Source organism: Pantoea sp. Ap-967 (assembly GCF_011752565.1).
Classification (GTDB): domain Bacteria; phylum Pseudomonadota; class Gammaproteobacteria; order Pseudomonadales; family Pseudomonadaceae; genus Aquipseudomonas.
The window spans coordinates 131,266-146,276 of sequence record NZ_VWXK01000008.1 but is presented as its reverse complement, the minus strand read 5'-3'; the positions used below and the strand labels follow the sequence as shown (position 1 = coordinate 146,276).

11 protein-coding genes are annotated in these 15,011 nt (G+C 65.0%); 7 read left to right on the top strand and 4 right to left on the bottom strand.

Annotation, left to right across the window (positions count from 1 at the left end):
- The first annotated feature begins 306 nt into the window (after window positions 1-306).
- Complete coding sequence (locus F3J45_RS11110; RefSeq protein ID WP_167061689.1) at window positions 307-1,755, top strand: MDR family MFS transporter; 1,449 nt, start codon at window positions 307-309, stop codon at window positions 1,753-1,755.
- Between the two features lie 719 nt (window positions 1,756-2,474).
- Here the strand turns inward: F3J45_RS11110 and ttgR are convergent.
- On the bottom strand, window positions 2,475-3,107 hold the full coding sequence (gene ttgR, locus F3J45_RS11105) for an efflux transport transcriptional regulator TtgR (protein ID WP_099815743.1): 633 nt from the start codon (window positions 3,105-3,107) through the stop codon (window positions 2,475-2,477).
- Between the two features lie 260 nt (window positions 3,108-3,367).
- Between ttgR and ttgA the strand changes: the two genes are divergently transcribed.
- The 6 genes from ttgA (at window position 3,368) to F3J45_RS11075 (ending at window position 12,433) form a co-directional block, all read left to right on the top strand.
- On the top strand, window positions 3,368-4,522 hold the full coding sequence (gene ttgA, locus F3J45_RS11100; protein ID WP_167061686.1) for a toluene efflux RND transporter periplasmic adaptor subunit TtgA: 1,155 nt from the start codon (window positions 3,368-3,370) through the stop codon (window positions 4,520-4,522).
- Between the two features lie 3 nt (window positions 4,523-4,525).
- A complete protein-coding gene (gene ttgB / locus F3J45_RS11095; protein WP_167061683.1) occupies window positions 4,526-7,678 on the top strand; it encodes a multidrug efflux RND transporter permease subunit TtgB in 3,153 nt (1,050 codons plus the stop codon).
- Window positions 7,675-9,129, top strand: coding sequence for an AdeC/AdeK/OprM family multidrug efflux complex outer membrane factor (locus F3J45_RS11090; RefSeq protein WP_167061680.1), 1,455 nt, complete (start codon window positions 7,675-7,677; stop codon window positions 9,127-9,129). Before ttgB ends, F3J45_RS11090 begins: the two co-directional genes overlap by 4 nt.
- Before the next feature lie 257 nt (window positions 9,130-9,386).
- Window positions 9,387-10,640, top strand: a complete 1,254-nt coding sequence (locus F3J45_RS11085) for an OprD family porin (RefSeq protein WP_167061677.1) — start codon at window positions 9,387-9,389, stop codon at window positions 10,638-10,640.
- 211 nt (window positions 10,641-10,851) lie between these two features.
- Window positions 10,852-11,775: a LysR family transcriptional regulator gene (locus F3J45_RS11080; protein WP_167061674.1), complete on the top strand. Its 924-nt coding sequence runs from the start codon at window positions 10,852-10,854 to the stop codon at window positions 11,773-11,775.
- A 145-nt stretch (window positions 11,776-11,920) separates the two neighbouring features.
- Window positions 11,921-12,433, top strand: coding sequence for a DUF962 domain-containing protein (locus F3J45_RS11075; RefSeq protein ID WP_167061671.1), 513 nt, complete (start codon window positions 11,921-11,923; stop codon window positions 12,431-12,433).
- A 13-nt stretch (window positions 12,434-12,446) separates the two neighbouring features.
- Here the strand turns inward: F3J45_RS11075 and pcaC are convergent, their stop codons facing one another.
- From pcaC to F3J45_RS11060, 3 genes are read right to left on the bottom strand one after another with little or no spacing between them, the layout of a single operon-like run.
- Window positions 12,447-12,839 (bottom strand): 4-carboxymuconolactone decarboxylase, encoded by a 393-nt coding sequence (gene pcaC / locus F3J45_RS11070; RefSeq protein ID WP_167061668.1) that lies wholly within the window; start codon window positions 12,837-12,839, stop codon window positions 12,447-12,449.
- Window positions 12,840-12,849: 10 nt separating this feature from the next.
- Complete coding sequence (gene pcaD, locus F3J45_RS11065; protein WP_167061665.1) at window positions 12,850-13,641, bottom strand: 3-oxoadipate enol-lactonase; 792 nt, start codon at window positions 13,639-13,641, stop codon at window positions 12,850-12,852.
- 11 nt (window positions 13,642-13,652) lie between these two features.
- Entirely contained in the window at window positions 13,653-15,005 is a 1,353-nt protein-coding gene (locus tag F3J45_RS11060) for a 3-carboxy-cis,cis-muconate cycloisomerase (RefSeq protein WP_167061662.1), read from the bottom strand.
- Window positions 15,006-15,011: the final 6 nt, after the last annotated feature.

The window sequence follows — 15,011 nt, the reverse complement described above, 5'->3', positions numbered from 1 at the left end:
TAGAGGAATAAAAGGTGTGGGAGACAGTGGCCGCGAAACCCTGCGGCATAATGCTGCACCAAGCTGGTGCAGAGCGCGGAATTCAGCCTCTGTGGCATACCAACGATATCACGCGGCCATGCAGCACTGGATGAATGCGCCAATGCCGATCTTGCATAGGCGATGCAGATAGTACATAGGAAGCTACCTAACTCGGGTTACAATCTCGGGAAATCGCGTCGCCTGCTTCGCGGGGCAAGCCCGCTCTTGTAGGAGCGGGCTTGCCCCGCGAAGCAGGCGACACTGTCTTTCAAAGGTACCACCCCCGTGACAGCCGCCCTCCCCCCCACCGCCCTGCGCAGCGTGCTCACCGCCCTGATGCTGGCGATTTTCCTCGGCGCCCTGGACCAGACCATCGTCGCCGTGTCCATGCCGGCCATCTCGGCCCAGTTCAACGACGTCGGCCTGCTGGCCTGGGTGATTTCCGGCTACATGGTGGCCATGACCGTGGCCGTGCCGATCTACGGCAAGCTGGGCGACCTGTATGGCCGCCGGCGCATGATCCTCACCGGCATCAGCCTGTTCACCCTCGCCTCGATCGCCTGTGCCCTGGCCCAGGACATGCAGCAGCTGGTGCTGGCGCGGGTGCTCCAGGGCATTGGCGCGGGGGGCATGGTGTCGGTGAGCCAGGCGATCATCGGCGACTTCGTGCCGCCGCGCGAGCGCGGCCGCTACCAGGGTTACTTCAGTAGCATGTACGCCGTGGCCAGCGTGGCCGGGCCGGTGCTCGGCGGCTGGCTGACCGAGTACCTGTCGTGGCGCTGGGTGTTCTGGATCAACCTGCCGCTGGGCCTGGTGGCGCTGTGGGCCATTCGCCGGGCGCTGGCCGGCATGCCGGTGCAACGGCGCCAGGCGCGGGTCGACTACCTGGGCGCGGTGCTGCTGATCGTCGGCCTGGGGAGCCTGCTGCTGGGTATTACCCTGGTCGGCCAGGGCCAGGCCTGGACGGCTCCGGCGGTGCTGACGCTGTTCGGCTGCGCGGTGCTGGGCCTTGGCCTGTTCGTCGGCCACGAATGGCGCTGCACGGAGCCGCTGCTGCCGCTGGGGCTGTTCGGCAACAAGGTTGCGGTGCTGTGCTGGGTGGTGATTTTCTTTGCCAGCTTCCAGTCGATTTCGCTGACCATGCTGATGCCGCTGCGCTTTCAGGGCATCACCGGCGCGGGCGCCGACAGCGCCGCGCTGCACTTGCTGCCACTGGCCATGGGCCTGCCCCTGGGCGCCTTCACCGGCGGGCGCATGACCAGCCGCACTGGCCGCTTCAAGCCACAGATCCTGGCCGGCGCCGTGTTGATGCCGCTGGCGATTTGCGCCATGGCCATGACCCCGCCGCAAGCCTGGCTGAGTGCGGTGTTCATGCTGCTGACCGGCATCGCCTGCGGGCTGCAGTTCCCCACCTCGCTGGTGGGCACGCAAAGCGCGGTGGCCAGCCAGGACATTGGCGTTGCCACCAGCACCACCAACCTGTTCCGTTCCCTGGGCGGGGCGATGGGCGTGGCGTGCATGTCGAGCTTGCTGCTGGGGTTGCTGCACCAGGGTGGTTTCGAATTGCTGGGTAACCCGCTGCTGGGCAGCCTGAAAGCGGGTGAAGCGGACCCGGTGACGCAAATGCGCCTGCTGGAAACGTTCCGCCACCTGCTGCTGGGCAGCGCTGCGATTGCCTTGCTGGGGTTGCTGGCGGCGCTGGTGTTGCCTGATCGGCAATTGCGCGGGCGCTGAGATCGAGCGCCGCTGTACGCGGCGCATCGCGAGCTGCGCTCGCTCCTACCAGGCCTGCGCATTTTCCAGGCCTGCGCAATTCCCCCAGGCCTGCGCAATTCCCCCAGGCCTACGCAATTCCCCCAGGCCTGCGCAATTCCCCCGGGCCTGCGCAATTCCCCCCGGCCTGCGCAATTCCCCCAGGCCTGCGCAATTCCCCCAGGCCTGCGCAATTCCCCCGGGCCTGCGCAATTCCCCCAGGCCTGCGCAATTCCCCCGGGCGTGCGCAATTCCCCCAGGCCTGCGCAATTCCCCCGGGCCTGCGTAATTCTCCCGGGCCTGCGTAATTCCCCCGGGCCTGCGCAATTCCCCCGGGCCTGCGCAATTCCCCCAGGCCTGCGCAATTCCCCCGGGCCTGCGCAATTCCCCCGGGCCTGCGCAATTCCCCCAGGCCTGCGCAATTCCCCCGGGCCTGCGCAATTCCCCCAGGCCTGCGTAATTCCCCCGGGCCTGCGTAATTTTCCCGGGCCTGCGTAATTCTCCCGGGCCTGCGTAATTCCCCCGGGCCTGCGTAATTTTCCCGGGCTGCACAATCCCCCCGTAGGAGCGAGCAAAGCTCGCGATGCGCCGCCAGGCGCGGCGTCAGCCAGGCGAAATCTGTTCTATGCTCGATTACCGAAAGGCATTAATCCTGCCTTAATGGACGGGGGAAACACTTCCTCACAATCCTTAACAAAGTGTCATTTGCGCAGCGCGGGGCTCAAGCGCAGCATATCCAGCCCTGTGTCGACCCATTTTTCTGCGTCGCGCAACAGGTCGAAACTGTCCGGCAACAGCAGCCAGCGCCCTATCAGGCCGTCCACATAGGCGAACAGGGCAACGGACGCACGCCCGACATCCAGCTCCGCCGGCAACTGGCCGCGGCGTACGGCGTTGGCCAAGGCCAGGTCGATGCCCACATGGCAGTCCAGCACCGCACCCTGGCGCTGCTGGCGGATTTCACACATGTCATCGGTGAACTCGCACTTGTGATGCAGGATTTCATTGATACGCCGGGTTCGGGCGTCCAGCACCAGCTCGTTGAGCACCTGCAACAGCAGCTTGCGCATGCAGCCAAGCGGGTCCAGCTCGTCCTCGCTTTCGCTCGCGCGTGCCAAGTGGTCATGGGTTTCGTGCAGGCTGTCGAGCAACGCCTGCACCAGCTCAGCCTTGTTGTTGAAGTGCCAGTAGATCGCCCCGCGGGTCACGCCCGCCAGCTCGGCGATGTCGGCCAGGGTGGTTCGCGCAACCCCGCGCTTGTAGAAGGCCCTCTCCGCCGCCTCGATGATCTGGGCACGGGTTTCCTGGGCTTCTTCTTTGGTTCGACGGACCATGGCAGCACAACCTCATCTGGGCCCGCGGGTACGTTGACAGCGCGGGGCATCCGCCGGGGTCACCTCTGCAGGGTGCCTCCCGGATAGGCTAATCAGGGGCTGCGGTAGTCGCGATGGACTACCCAGCGGTATTTACAAACAAGCGTGAATGTAAGTATATTCGTTAGTAAGCTATTTATCCAATTCGGATAGCAATTTTTCTGACCAGACTCTTCCATTACTCTTGAGCGTCTCCCTGCTCCTGCGACCCGAGGATCCTCATGCAATTCAAGCCAGCCGTTACCGCTCTGGTTTCCGCCGTCGCCCTGGCAACCCTGCTAAGTGGCTGTAAGAAAGAAGAAGCAGCGCCCGCAGCGCAGGCTCCTCAGGTCGGCGTCGTCACCCTGCAGCCCCAGGCCTTCACCCTGACCTCGGAACTGCCGGGGCGCACCACGGCCTTCCGCGTCGCCGAAGTGCGCCCGCAGGTCAATGGCATCATCCTCAAGCGCCTGTTCAAGGAAGGCTCCGAGGTCAAGGAAGGGCAGCAGCTCTACCAGATCGACCCGTCGGTGTACGAAGCCACCCTGGCCAATGCCCAGGCCAACCTGCAAGCCACCAAGTCGCTGGCCGAGCGCTACAAGCAGCTGGTCAACGAACAGGCGGTGTCCAAGCAGGAATACGACGACGCCAATGCCAAACGATTGCAGGCCGAGGCTTCGCTCAAGAGCGCCCAGATCGACCTGCGCTACACCAAGGTCCTGGCCCCGATCAGCGGCCGTATCGGCCGTTCTTCGTTCACCGAAGGTGCCCTGGTGAGCAATGGCCAGACCAACGCCATGGCCACCATCCAGCAGCTCGACCCGATCTACGTCGACGTCACCCAGTCCACCGCCGAGCTGCTCAAGCTGCGCCATGACCTGGAAAGCGGCCAACTGCAGAAGGCCGGCGACAATGCCGCCTCGGTACAACTGGTGCTCGAAGACGGCAGCCTGCTGAAACAGGAAGGCCGCCTGGAATTCTCCGAAGTGGCGGTTGACGAAACCACCGGCTCCGTGACCCTGCGCGCGATCTTCCCCAACCCTGACCACACCCTGCTGCCCGGCATGTTCGTGCACGCCCGCCTCAAGGCCGGGGTCAACGCCAACGCCATCCTGGCCCCGCAACAGGGCGTGACCCGCGACCTCAAGGGCGCGCCGACCGCCCTGGTGGTCAACCAGGACAACAAGGTGGAACTGCGCCAGCTCAAGGCCAGCCGCACCCAGGGCAGCGAGTGGCTGATCGAGGAAGGCCTCAACCCAGGCGACCGCCTGATCACCGAAGGCCTGCAGTTCGTGCGCCCAGGTGTCGAGGTCAAGGCCACCGAGGCCACCAACGTCAAGAAGCCGGGCAGCCCTGATCAGGCCAATGCGGCCAAAGCAGACGCCAAAGCGGAGTAAACCATGTCGAAGTTCTTTATCGATCGCCCGATCTTCGCCTGGGTGATCGCCTTGGTGATCATGCTGGTCGGCGCCTTGTCGATCCTGAAGCTGCCGATCAACCAGTACCCGAGCATCGCGCCGCCGGCCATCGCCATCGCCGTGACCTACCCGGGCGCCTCGGCGCAAACCGTGCAGGACACCGTGGTTCAGGTGATCGAGCAACAGCTCAACGGTATCGACAACCTGCGTTACGTGTCGTCGGAAAGCAACTCCGACGGCAGCATGACCATTACCGCCACCTTCGAGCAGGGCACCAACGCCGACACCGCTCAGGTTCAGGTACAGAACAAGCTGAACCTGGCCACCCCACTGCTGCCGCAAGAAGTGCAGCAGCAAGGTATCCGCGTTACCAAGGCAGTGAAGAACTTCCTGCTGGTGATCGGCCTGGTGTCCGAAGACGGCAGCATGACCAAGGACGACCTGTCCAACTATATCGTCTCGAACATGCAGGACCCGATTTCGCGGACTGCCGGTGTCGGTGACTTCCAGGTGTTCGGTGCCCAGTACGCCATGCGTATCTGGCTCGACCCGGCCAAGCTGAACAAATTCCAGCTGACCCCGGTCGACGTCAAGACCGCGGTGGCTGCGCAGAACGTGCAGGTGTCCTCCGGCCAGCTCGGCGGCCTGCCGGCCATGCCCGGCACCCAGCTCAACGCCACCATCATCGGCAAGACCCGCCTGCAGACCGCCGAGCAGTTCAAGAAGATCCTGCTCAAGGTCAACACCGACGGCTCGCAAGTACGCCTGGGCGACGTCGCCGAGGTGGGCCTTGGCGGTGAAAACTATGCGGTCAGCGCCCAGTTCAACGGCAAGCCGGCCTCGGGCCTGGCGGTCAAGCTGGCCACCGGCGCCAACGCCCTGGACACTGCCAAGGCACTGCGCAAGACCATCTCCGAACTTGAGCCGTTCTTCCCGCCTGGGGTGAAAGCGGTATTCCCGTACGACACCACGCCGGTGGTCACCGAGTCGATCAGCGGGGTAATCCACACCCTGATCGAAGCCGTGGTGCTGGTGTTCCTGGTGATGTACCTGTTCCTGCAGAACTTCCGCGCCACCATCATCACCACCATGACCGTGCCGGTGGTATTGCTGGGTACCTTCGGCATCCTGGCCGCCGCGGGCTTCAGCATCAACACCCTGACCATGTTCGCCATGGTGCTGGCCATCGGCTTGCTGGTGGACGACGCCATCGTCGTGGTGGAAAACGTCGAGCGGGTGATGTCCGAGGAAGGCCTGCCGCCCAAGGAGGCCACCAAGCGCTCCATGGGGCAGATCCAGGGCGCCCTGGTGGGTATCGCCCTGGTGCTGTCGGCGGTACTGCTGCCAATGGCATTCTTCGGCGGCTCCACCGGTGTGATCTACCGCCAGTTCTCCATCACCATCGTCTCGGCCATGGGCCTGTCGGTGCTGGTGGCGCTGATCTTCACCCCGGCCCTGTGCGCGACCATGCTCAAGCCGCTGAAGAAAGGCGAGCACCACACCGCCAAGGGCGGCTTCTTCGGCTGGTTCAACCGCAACTTCGACCGCAGCGTGACCGGCTACGAGCGCAGCGTGGGTACCATCCTGCGCAACAAGGTGCCGTTCCTGCTGGCCTATGCGCTGATCGTGGTCGGCATGATCTGGCTGTTCGCCCGTATCCCCACCGCGTTCCTGCCCGAGGAAGACCAGGGTGTACTGTTCGCCCAGGTACAGACTCCGGCCGGCTCCAGTGCCGAGCGTACCCAGGCGGTGGTCGACCAGATGCGTGAGTACCTGCTCAAGGACGAATCCGACACCGTGTCGTCGGTGTTCACCGTCACCGGCTTCAACTTCGCCGGCCGCGGCCAGAGCTCGGGCATGGCGTTCATCATGCTCAAGCCATGGGGTGATCGTTCGGCCGAGAACAGCGTGTTCAACCTGGCCACCCGCGCCCAGCAGCACTTCTTTAGCTTCCGCGATGCGATGGTGTTCGCCTTCGCCCCGCCGGCGGTACTCGAACTGGGTAACGCCACCGGCTTCGACGTGTTCCTGCAGGACCGCGCCGGCGTCGGCCACGAGAAGCTCATGGAAGCGCGCAACCAGTTCCTGGCCAAGGCCGCGCAAAGCAAGATCCTCAGTGCCGTGCGCCCGAACGGCCTGAATGACGAGCCGCAGTACCAACTGACCATCGATGACGAACGTGCCAGCGCCCTGGGCGTGACCATCGCCGACATCAACAACACCCTGTCGATTGCCCTGGGTGCCAGCTACGTCAACGACTTCATCGACCGTGGCCGGGTCAAGAAGGTGTACATCCAGGGGCAACCCAACGCCCGGATGAGCCCGGAAGACCTGCAGAAGTGGTACGTGCGCAATGGCGCCGGCGAAATGGTGCCGTTCTCCTCGTTCGCCAAGGGCGAGTGGACCTTCGGTTCGCCGAAGCTGTCGCGCTACAACGGTGTCGAGGCGGTGGAGATCCTGGGTGCGCCAGCGCCGGGCTACAGTACCGGTGAGGCCATGGCCGAAGTCGAGCGCATTGCCGGCGAACTGCCAACCGGCGTCGGCTACGCCTGGACCGGCATGTCCTACGAGGAAAAACTCTCCGGCTCGCAGATGCCGGCGCTGTTCGCCCTTTCGGTACTGTTCGTGTTCCTCTGCCTGGCCGCGCTGTACGAAAGCTGGTCGATTCCGATCGCCGTCGTGCTGGTGGTGCCACTGGGTATCATCGGTGCGCTGATCGCCACCAGCCTGCGCGGGTTGTCCAACGACGTGTACTTCCTGGTCGGCCTGCTGACCACCATCGGCCTGGCGGCGAAGAACGCCATCCTGATCGTCGAGTTCGCCAAGGAACTGCACGAGCAAGGCCGCAGCCTGTACGACTCGGCCATCGAGGCGTGCCGCATGCGTCTGCGCCCGATCATCATGACCTCCCTGGCGTTCATCCTGGGCGTGGTACCGTTGACCATCTCCAGCGGCGCCGGCGCCGGCAGCCAGCACGCCATCGGTACTGGCGTGATCGGCGGCATGATCAGTGCCACCGTGCTGGCCATCTTCTGGGTACCGCTATTCTTCGTCGCAGTGTCGTCGTTGTTCGGCAGCAAAGAACCGAAAAAAGACGCCACCCCTGAAACTCCACGTTATGAGGCTGGGCAATGACCAAGTCTTTGCTGTCCCTGGCGGTAACCGCGTTCATTCTCGGCGGCTGCTCGCTGATTCCCGATTACAAGACCCCGGACGCGCCGGTGCCGGCGCAGTGGCCACAAGGCCCTGCGTATTCGCCAACCCAGTCGGCCGACGTCGCCGCCGCCGAGCAGGGCTGGCGCCAGTTCTTCCACGACCCGGCGCTGCAGCAACTGATCCAGACCTCGCTGGTGAACAACCGCGACCTGCGCGTGGCGGCGTTGAACATCGACGCCTACCGCGCCCAGTACCGCATCCAGCGCGCCGACCTGTTCCCGGCGGTGTCCGCCACCGCCAGCGGCACCCGCCAGCGGCTGCCGGCGAACATGTCGACCACCGGTGAGTCCACCATCACCAGCCAGTACTCGGCCACCCTGGGCGTCAGCGCCTATGAGCTGGACCTGTTCGGCCGGGTGCGCAGCCTCACCGAGCAGGCCCTGGAAACCTACCTGTCCAGCGAGCAGGCGCGCCGCTCCACGCAGATCGCCCTGGTGGCCAGCGTGGCCAACGCCTACTACACCTGGCAGGCCGACCAGGCGCTGTTCAAGCTCACCGAGGAAACCCTGAAGGCCTACGAGGAAAGCTTCAACCTCACCCGCCGCAGCAACGAAGTGGGTGTAGCCTCGGCGCTGGATGTCAGCCAGGCGCGTACCGCCGTGGAAGGCGCACGGGTCAAGTACTCGCAGTACCAGCGCCTGGTCGCCCAGGACGTCAACAGCCTGGCCGTGCTGATCGGCACCGGCATCCCGGCAGACCTGGCCAAGCCGCTGCAACTCGACGCCGACCAGTTGGCCGAAGTGCCGGCGGGCCTGCCGTCGGACATCCTGCAGCGCCGCCCGGACATCCAGGAAGCCGAGCACCTGCTCAAGGCCGCCAACGCCAACATCGGCGCCGCCCGCGCAGCGTTCTTCCCGAGCATCAGCCTCACCGCCAATGCCGGTAGCCTGAGCCCGGACATGGGCCACCTGTTCAGCGGCGGCCAGGGCACCTGGCTGTTCCAGCCGCAGATCAACCTGCCGATCTTCAACGCTGGCAGCCTGAAGGCGAGCCTGGACTACTCGAAGATCCAGAAGGACATCAACATCGCCAAGTACGAAAAGACCATCCAGACCGCCTTCCAGGAAGTCTCCGATGGCCTGGCGGCGCGCAAGACCTTCGAAGAGCAGCTGCAGGCACAGCGTGACCTGGTGCAGGCCAACCAAGACTACTACCGCCTGGCAGAGCGCCGCTACCGCATCGGTATCGACAGCAACCTGACCTTCCTCGACGCCCAGCGCAACCTGTTCAGCGCCCAGCAGTCGCTGATCAGCGACCGCCTGTCGCAGCTGACCAGCGAGGTCAACCTGTACAAGGCCCTGGGTGGCGGCTGGTACGAGCAGACCGGCCAGGCCAACCAGCAGGCGTCGGTGGAAACCGCCAAGCGCTGATTCAGCGGTCATTGCCCAAAGCCCACCCTCGCGGTGGGCTTTTTGTTTGTGGTAGCCGACTCAGTCCAACAATTAACCAACTGGAACATAGCGTTCGATTACCGCCCAATTCCGTTTGCGGCGAATTGCCTCACCCCTGCCCTGCCCCGCACCATCAGCCACGCAACGTTGCACAGTTCATCCCAAAAAGACCCGCACCTGCAGGCCGCACCCTGCAGCAGACCGGCTCGCCCATAAAAACAAGAGATCCACGACAGATGAGCACTACGCAACCCGCACGCCAGCTGCTGCCCGGCCTGTTGGCCATGTCCTGCGCCTTCCCTGTACTGGCTGCCGACGGCGGCTTCCTGGAAGACGCCAAGGCCACCCTCAACCTGCGCAACTTCTACATCAACCGCAACTTCGTCGACCCGGCCCATTCCCAGGCCAAGGGCGAGGAATGGACGCAAAGCTTCATCCTCGATGCACGCTCGGGCTTCACCCAGGGCACGGTCGGCTTCGGTGTCGATGTGCTGGGCCTTTACTCGGTCAAGCTCGACGGCGGCAAAGGCACCACCAACACCCACCTGCTGCCGGTACACGACGACGGCCGCCCGGCCGACGACTTCGGCCGCCTGGGCGTGGCGCTCAAGGCCAAGTTCTCGCAAACCGAACTGAAGGTCGGTGAATGGATGCCGGTGCTGCCGATCCTGCGGGCCGACGATGGCCGCTCACTGCCGCAAACCTTCCGCGGCGGCCAGTTGACCTCGAAGGAAATCGACGGCCTGACGGTGTACGCCGGCCAGTTCCGCGGCAACAGCCCGCGCAACGACGCCAGCATGGAAGACATGTCGCTCAACGGCCGCGGCGCCTTCACCTCCGACCGCTTCAATTTCGCCGGTGGTGAATACACGTTCAACGACAAACGCACCATGATCGGTGTGTGGGACGCCCAGCTCAAGGACATCTACCGCCAGCAGTACCTCAACCTGGTGCACAGCCAGCCGCTGGGCGACTGGACCCTGGGGGCCAACCTTGGCTACTTCATCGGCAAGGAAGACGGCGCCGAGCGCGCCGGTGAACTCGACAACCGCACCGCCTCGGCGATGCTCTCGGCGCGCTACAAGGGCAGCACTTTCTATGTTGGCCTGCAGAAGGTCAGCGGTGACGATGTCTGGCTGCGGGTCAATGGCACTAGCGGCGGCACCCTGGCTAACGACAGCTACAACTCAAGCTTCGACAACGCCAAGGAACGCTCCTGGCAGGTGCGCCACGACTTCAACTTCGTCAACGTCGGCATTCCCGGCCTGACCTTGATGAACCGCTACATCAAGGGTGACAACGTCACCGTCGGCAGCGTGACCGATGGCAAGGAATGGGCGCGGGAAAGCGAGCTGGCCTATGTGATTCAGTCCGGCACCTTCAAGGACCTGTCGGTGAAGTGGCGCAACTCCACCATGCGCCGGGACTTCAGCACCAACTCGTTCGATGAGAACCGGTTGATCGTGAGCTATCCGCTCAATCTCCTTTAAACACACCGGCCTCTTCGCGGGGCAAGCCCGCTCCTACAGGTACAGCACAGATTTCGAGAGCTGTGCTGTACCTGTAGGAGCGGGCTTGCCCCGCGAAGAGGCCAGAAGCCTTCATAAATAATAAAATGATATAAACAAATCCATAAACCTTCTTGGACGACATATAAAACAACCGCTTAAATCGAGCCCTGATCCACCGCAGAGCCCCGACATGGACCTTCGCCAACTGCGCTATTTCATCGCCCTCACCGAATACCGCAGTTTCGTCCGCGCCGCCGAAGCCATGGGTATCACCCAACCCGCCTTCAGCCGCGCCATCCAGGGGCTTGAACAAACCTTCGGCTGCCCACTGGTCGACCGCGCCAGCAAGGCCCTGCCCCCCACCCCCGAAGGCCTGGTGGTGCTGCAACACGCGCGCCGGCTGGTGCAAGGCGCTGCGCAGTTGAGCAACGACGTGCTGCAAATGACCAAGCTCGACGCTGGCGAGCTGCACTTCGGCAGCGGCCCGGCCCTGGCCGTGCGCCTGGTGCCGCAAGCCCTGCAGCAGTTCATCGCCCGCCACCCCGGCATCCGCACCGCGCTGGTCATCGACAATGCCGAACGCCTGGGCCAGGCCTTGCGCCGCGAGCAGATCGAATTCTTCGTCGACGACATTCGCCCGTTCGAAGCCGACCCCAACTTTCACACCGAACCGCTCACCCCACGCCCCGGCCTGTTCTTCTGCCGCCCCGGCCACCCGCTGCTGGCCAAGGACAGCCTGTCGACCAACGACCTGTTCGCCTACCCGCTGGCCAGCGCCCTGCTCGCCCCCGGCGTGCGCAAGCGCCTGGCCAACCTCAGTGGCCGCAGCGATTTCGTTCCGCACCTGCAAACCGAGCACCTGGCCGTGCTGCGCAGCGTGGTGCTGGCCAGCGATGCGATCGGCACGGCCAGCGAAGAAGCGGTGGCCGACGACCTGGCGGTGGGCAACCTGGTGCGCCTGCACTGGCGCAACCTTCCACCGGCGCTGGACGTATTGAGTGTGCGTTGTGGGGTGGTCAGCCGCAGCGGCTACCGCTTGTCGCCAGCGGCGCGGGCGATGATCGAGACATTGGTGGAGTTGGATGCACCGATGCGCGTGGCGGCCATTCGCTGAGCTGATGATGGTGGTGGGTTCGGGCTATTCTGGGCTATATCGGTTGCCAGTGCCCGCCTGTTCGCGTTGTAGGAGCGGGCTTGCCCCGCGAAAGGGCCCGCACAGGCAGCACAATGCAGATCAGGCCACCCAGGGAGGAACAACAATGAAAAACCTCGTCGAACACCTGAGCCAATACGCCAACTACCACCGTGACCCACGCAACATCGCTACGCACTTCGTCGGCATCCCCCTGATCGTCGTGGCGGTCACGGTCCTGCTGTCTCGCCCAGGTTGGGAGGTGGCCGGTATCTGGCTATCCCCCGCCCTGCTCGCCGCCGCCGCCGCGGTGCGCTTCTACCTGCGCCTGGATTTGCGCCTGGGGCTGGTGATGGGCCTGCTGCTGGGGCTATGCCTGTGGGTCGGCCAGGCACTGGCCGTGCAGCCCACCGGCCTGTGGCTGAGCGCCGGGCTGGGGGCATTCGTGGTGGGCTGGATCATCCAGTTCGTCGGCCATCACTACGAAGGCCGCAAACCGGCGTTCGTCGACGACATCAGCGGGCTGATCATCGGGCCGCTGTTCGTGGTGGCGGAAGCGGCATTCATGTTGGGCCTGTGCCCGGCACTGAAACAGGCTGTGGAAGCCAATGCCGGGCCCGTGGCCGTGCGCGGGGCCTAGTCGTACGCGGGGCTTAGCCCCGCGACTCCACGCCCAGCTCGTCCCACACCGACTCGGCCAGGTGGAAGGTGGCATTGGCCGCCGGAATGCCGCAGTAGATCGCGCTCTGCATCAGCACTTCCTTGATCTCGTCGCGGGTCACGCCGTTGTTGGCCGCCGCACGCAGGTGCAGCTTGAGTTCGTCGTTGCGGTTCATGCCGATCAGCATGGCGATGGTAATCAGGCTACGGGTGTGGCGCGGCAGGCCTGGGCGGGTCCAGATATCACCCCAGGCGTGGCGGGTGATCATGTTCTGGAACTCGCCGTTGAAGTCGTTCAGCTTCTCCAGGCTACGGTCGACGTGGGCGTCGCCCAGCACCGCACGGCGAACCTGCATGCCGGCGTCGTAACGTTGTTTCTCATCCATGGCGAACTCCTCAGCGGGCCAGCAGGAAGTCGAGCACGCGGCGGCTGAACGCCTCGCCGATCTCGACGTTGGACAGGTGCGCCGCCGGGAACTCGGCATAGGTCGCGCCAATGATACCGGCCTGCATGAAGCGGCCATGCTCCGGGGTGGTGACCACGTCTTCGCTACCGGCAACGATCAAGGTCGGCACCTGGATGCGGCCCAGTTGCTCACGGAAGTCGCCATCGCGCACGGCCGCGCAGTTGGCTGCGTAACCCTCGGGGCTGGTTTGCGCCAGCATCTGGCAGATGCGCTGGGCTTCGCCTGGCTGGGCCTGGGCGAATGCCGGGGTGAACCAGCGGGCGATGGAACCATCGCGCAGGTCGACCATCGCTTGCTGGCCGCCCTTGAGCACGGTGTCGATGCGGGTGTTCCACACCTCGTCGTTGGCGATTTTCGCCGCGGTGTTGCACAGGGTCAGGCTGTGCAGGCGCAGGCCGGCATGAATGCCCAGCCACTGGCCGATCAGCCCGCCCATGGACAGGCCGACGAAGTGCGCGTGCTGGATGTCCAGCGCGTCGAGCAGTGCCAGCACATCCTGGCCCAATTGCTCGATGCTGTAGGGGCCGGGGGTGACCAGCGAGGCGCCGTGGCCACGGGTGTCGTAGCGCAGCACACGGAAGTGTTCGCTCCACAGTGGAATCTGGCTGTCCCACATGCCCAGGTCAGTACCCAGCGAGTTGGACAGGACCAGCACCGGAGCATCGGCCGGGCCATCGAGTTGGTAGTTCAGTACGCCATCGGCCAGTTGCAAGTGCGCCACAGCGATCTCCTTCAAGCAGTGAAACGTTGATGTTCGGCCACGGCACGCGCCACCCACACGCGAGCCTGGCCCAGGTAGTGGGCGGGGTCGAGCAGGCGGTCGAGTTCCTCGGCGCTCAGTTCGGCGCTGACTTGCGGCTCATCGCCAAGCACCGCACGCAGGTGGCGCTGTTCGGCCACGGCGCGCTGGCAGCATTGTTCCAGCAAATGGTGGGCGCGGTCGCGGCCCAGGCGCTGGGCCAGGACAATGCTGACCGCCTCGGCCAGCACCAGGCCCTGGGTCAGGTCGAGGTTGCGGCGCATGCGCTCGGCATCCACCTGCATGCCCTCGGCGATGACCTGGGCCTGGCGCAGGGCGCCGGAAACCAGGCAGCAGATGTCTGGCAGGGTTTCCCATTCGGCATGCCACAGGCCCAGGCTGCGCTCGTGCTCCTGGGGCATGGCAGCGAACATCGTCGAGAGCAGGCCCGGCACACGGGTGGCCGCGCCGATCAGCACCGCAGCGCCTACCGGGTTGCGTTTGTGCGGCATGGTCGAAGAGCCACCTTTGCCCGGAGCCGACGGCTCGAACAGCTCACCGGCCTCGGTTTGCATCAGCAGGCTGATGTCGCGGCCGAACTTGCCCAGGCTGCCGGCCACCAGGCCCAGCACCGAGGCGAACTCCACCAGGCGGTCGCGCTGGGTGTGCCACGGCTGCTCAGGCAGGGCCAGCTTGAGCTGTTCAGCCAGCGCCTCGGCCACAGGCAGTGCCTTGCTGCCCAGGGCCGCCAGGCTGCCGGAGGCACCGCCGAACTGCAGCACCAGCAGGCGCGGGCGCAGTTCCTGCAGGCGCTGGCGGTGGCGGGTCAAGGCGCCAAGCACCCCAGCGAGCTTCATGCCCAGGGTCACCGGGGTGGCGTGCTGCAGCCAGGTACGCCCGACCAGGGGCGTGTCGGCATGCTGCAGGGCCTGGTGCGCCAGGGTATCGGCCAGCTTGGCGAGGTCGGCGTCGAGCAGCGCCAGGGCATCGCGCAGCTGCAAGACCAGGCCGGTGTCCATCGCATCCTGGCTGGTGGCGCCCAGGTGCACATAGCGCTCGGCCTCGGGCACGCCAGTGGCGATGACCTTGCCCAGCGCCTTGACCAGCGGAATCGCCGAGTTGCCGGCACTGGCAATGGCATCGGCCAGGGCTGGCACATCATAACGCTCGGCCTTGCAGGCGGCCTCGATGGCCGCCACCGCGCTGTGCGGCACCAGCCCTGCGGCGGCTTCGGCACGGGCCAGCGCGGCCTCGAAGTCGAGCATGCCCTGCAGGCGACCGCGGTCGGAAAACACATCGCGCATGGCCGGGGCGGTGAAGTAGGCGTCGAACAGTTGGTTGCTCATGCAACG

Bases quoted from the DNA above. Each gene is read 5' to 3' on its own strand.
- ttgA (WP_167061686.1), top strand. From the start codon at position 3,368: ATGCAATTCAAGCCAGCCGTTACCGCTCTGGTTTCCGCCGTCGCCCTG.
- pcaC (WP_167061668.1), bottom strand. From the start codon at position 12,839: ATGGATGAGAAACAACGTTACGACGCCGGCATGCAGGTTCGCCGTGCG.
- F3J45_RS11080 (WP_167061674.1), top strand. From the start codon at position 10,852: ATGGACCTTCGCCAACTGCGCTATTTCATCGCCCTCACCGAATACCGC.
- F3J45_RS11085 (WP_167061677.1), top strand. From the start codon at position 9,387: ATGAGCACTACGCAACCCGCACGCCAGCTGCTGCCCGGCCTGTTGGCC.
- F3J45_RS11075 (WP_167061671.1), top strand. From the start codon at position 11,921: ATGAAAAACCTCGTCGAACACCTGAGCCAATACGCCAACTACCACCGT.
- F3J45_RS11090 (WP_167061680.1), top strand. From the start codon at position 7,675: ATGACCAAGTCTTTGCTGTCCCTGGCGGTAACCGCGTTCATTCTCGGC.
- F3J45_RS11060 (WP_167061662.1), bottom strand. From the start codon at position 15,005: ATGAGCAACCAACTGTTCGACGCCTACTTCACCGCCCCGGCCATGCGC.
- ttgR (WP_099815743.1), bottom strand. From the start codon at position 3,107: ATGGTCCGTCGAACCAAAGAAGAAGCCCAGGAAACCCGTGCCCAGATC.
- ttgB (WP_167061683.1), top strand. From the start codon at position 4,526: ATGTCGAAGTTCTTTATCGATCGCCCGATCTTCGCCTGGGTGATCGCC.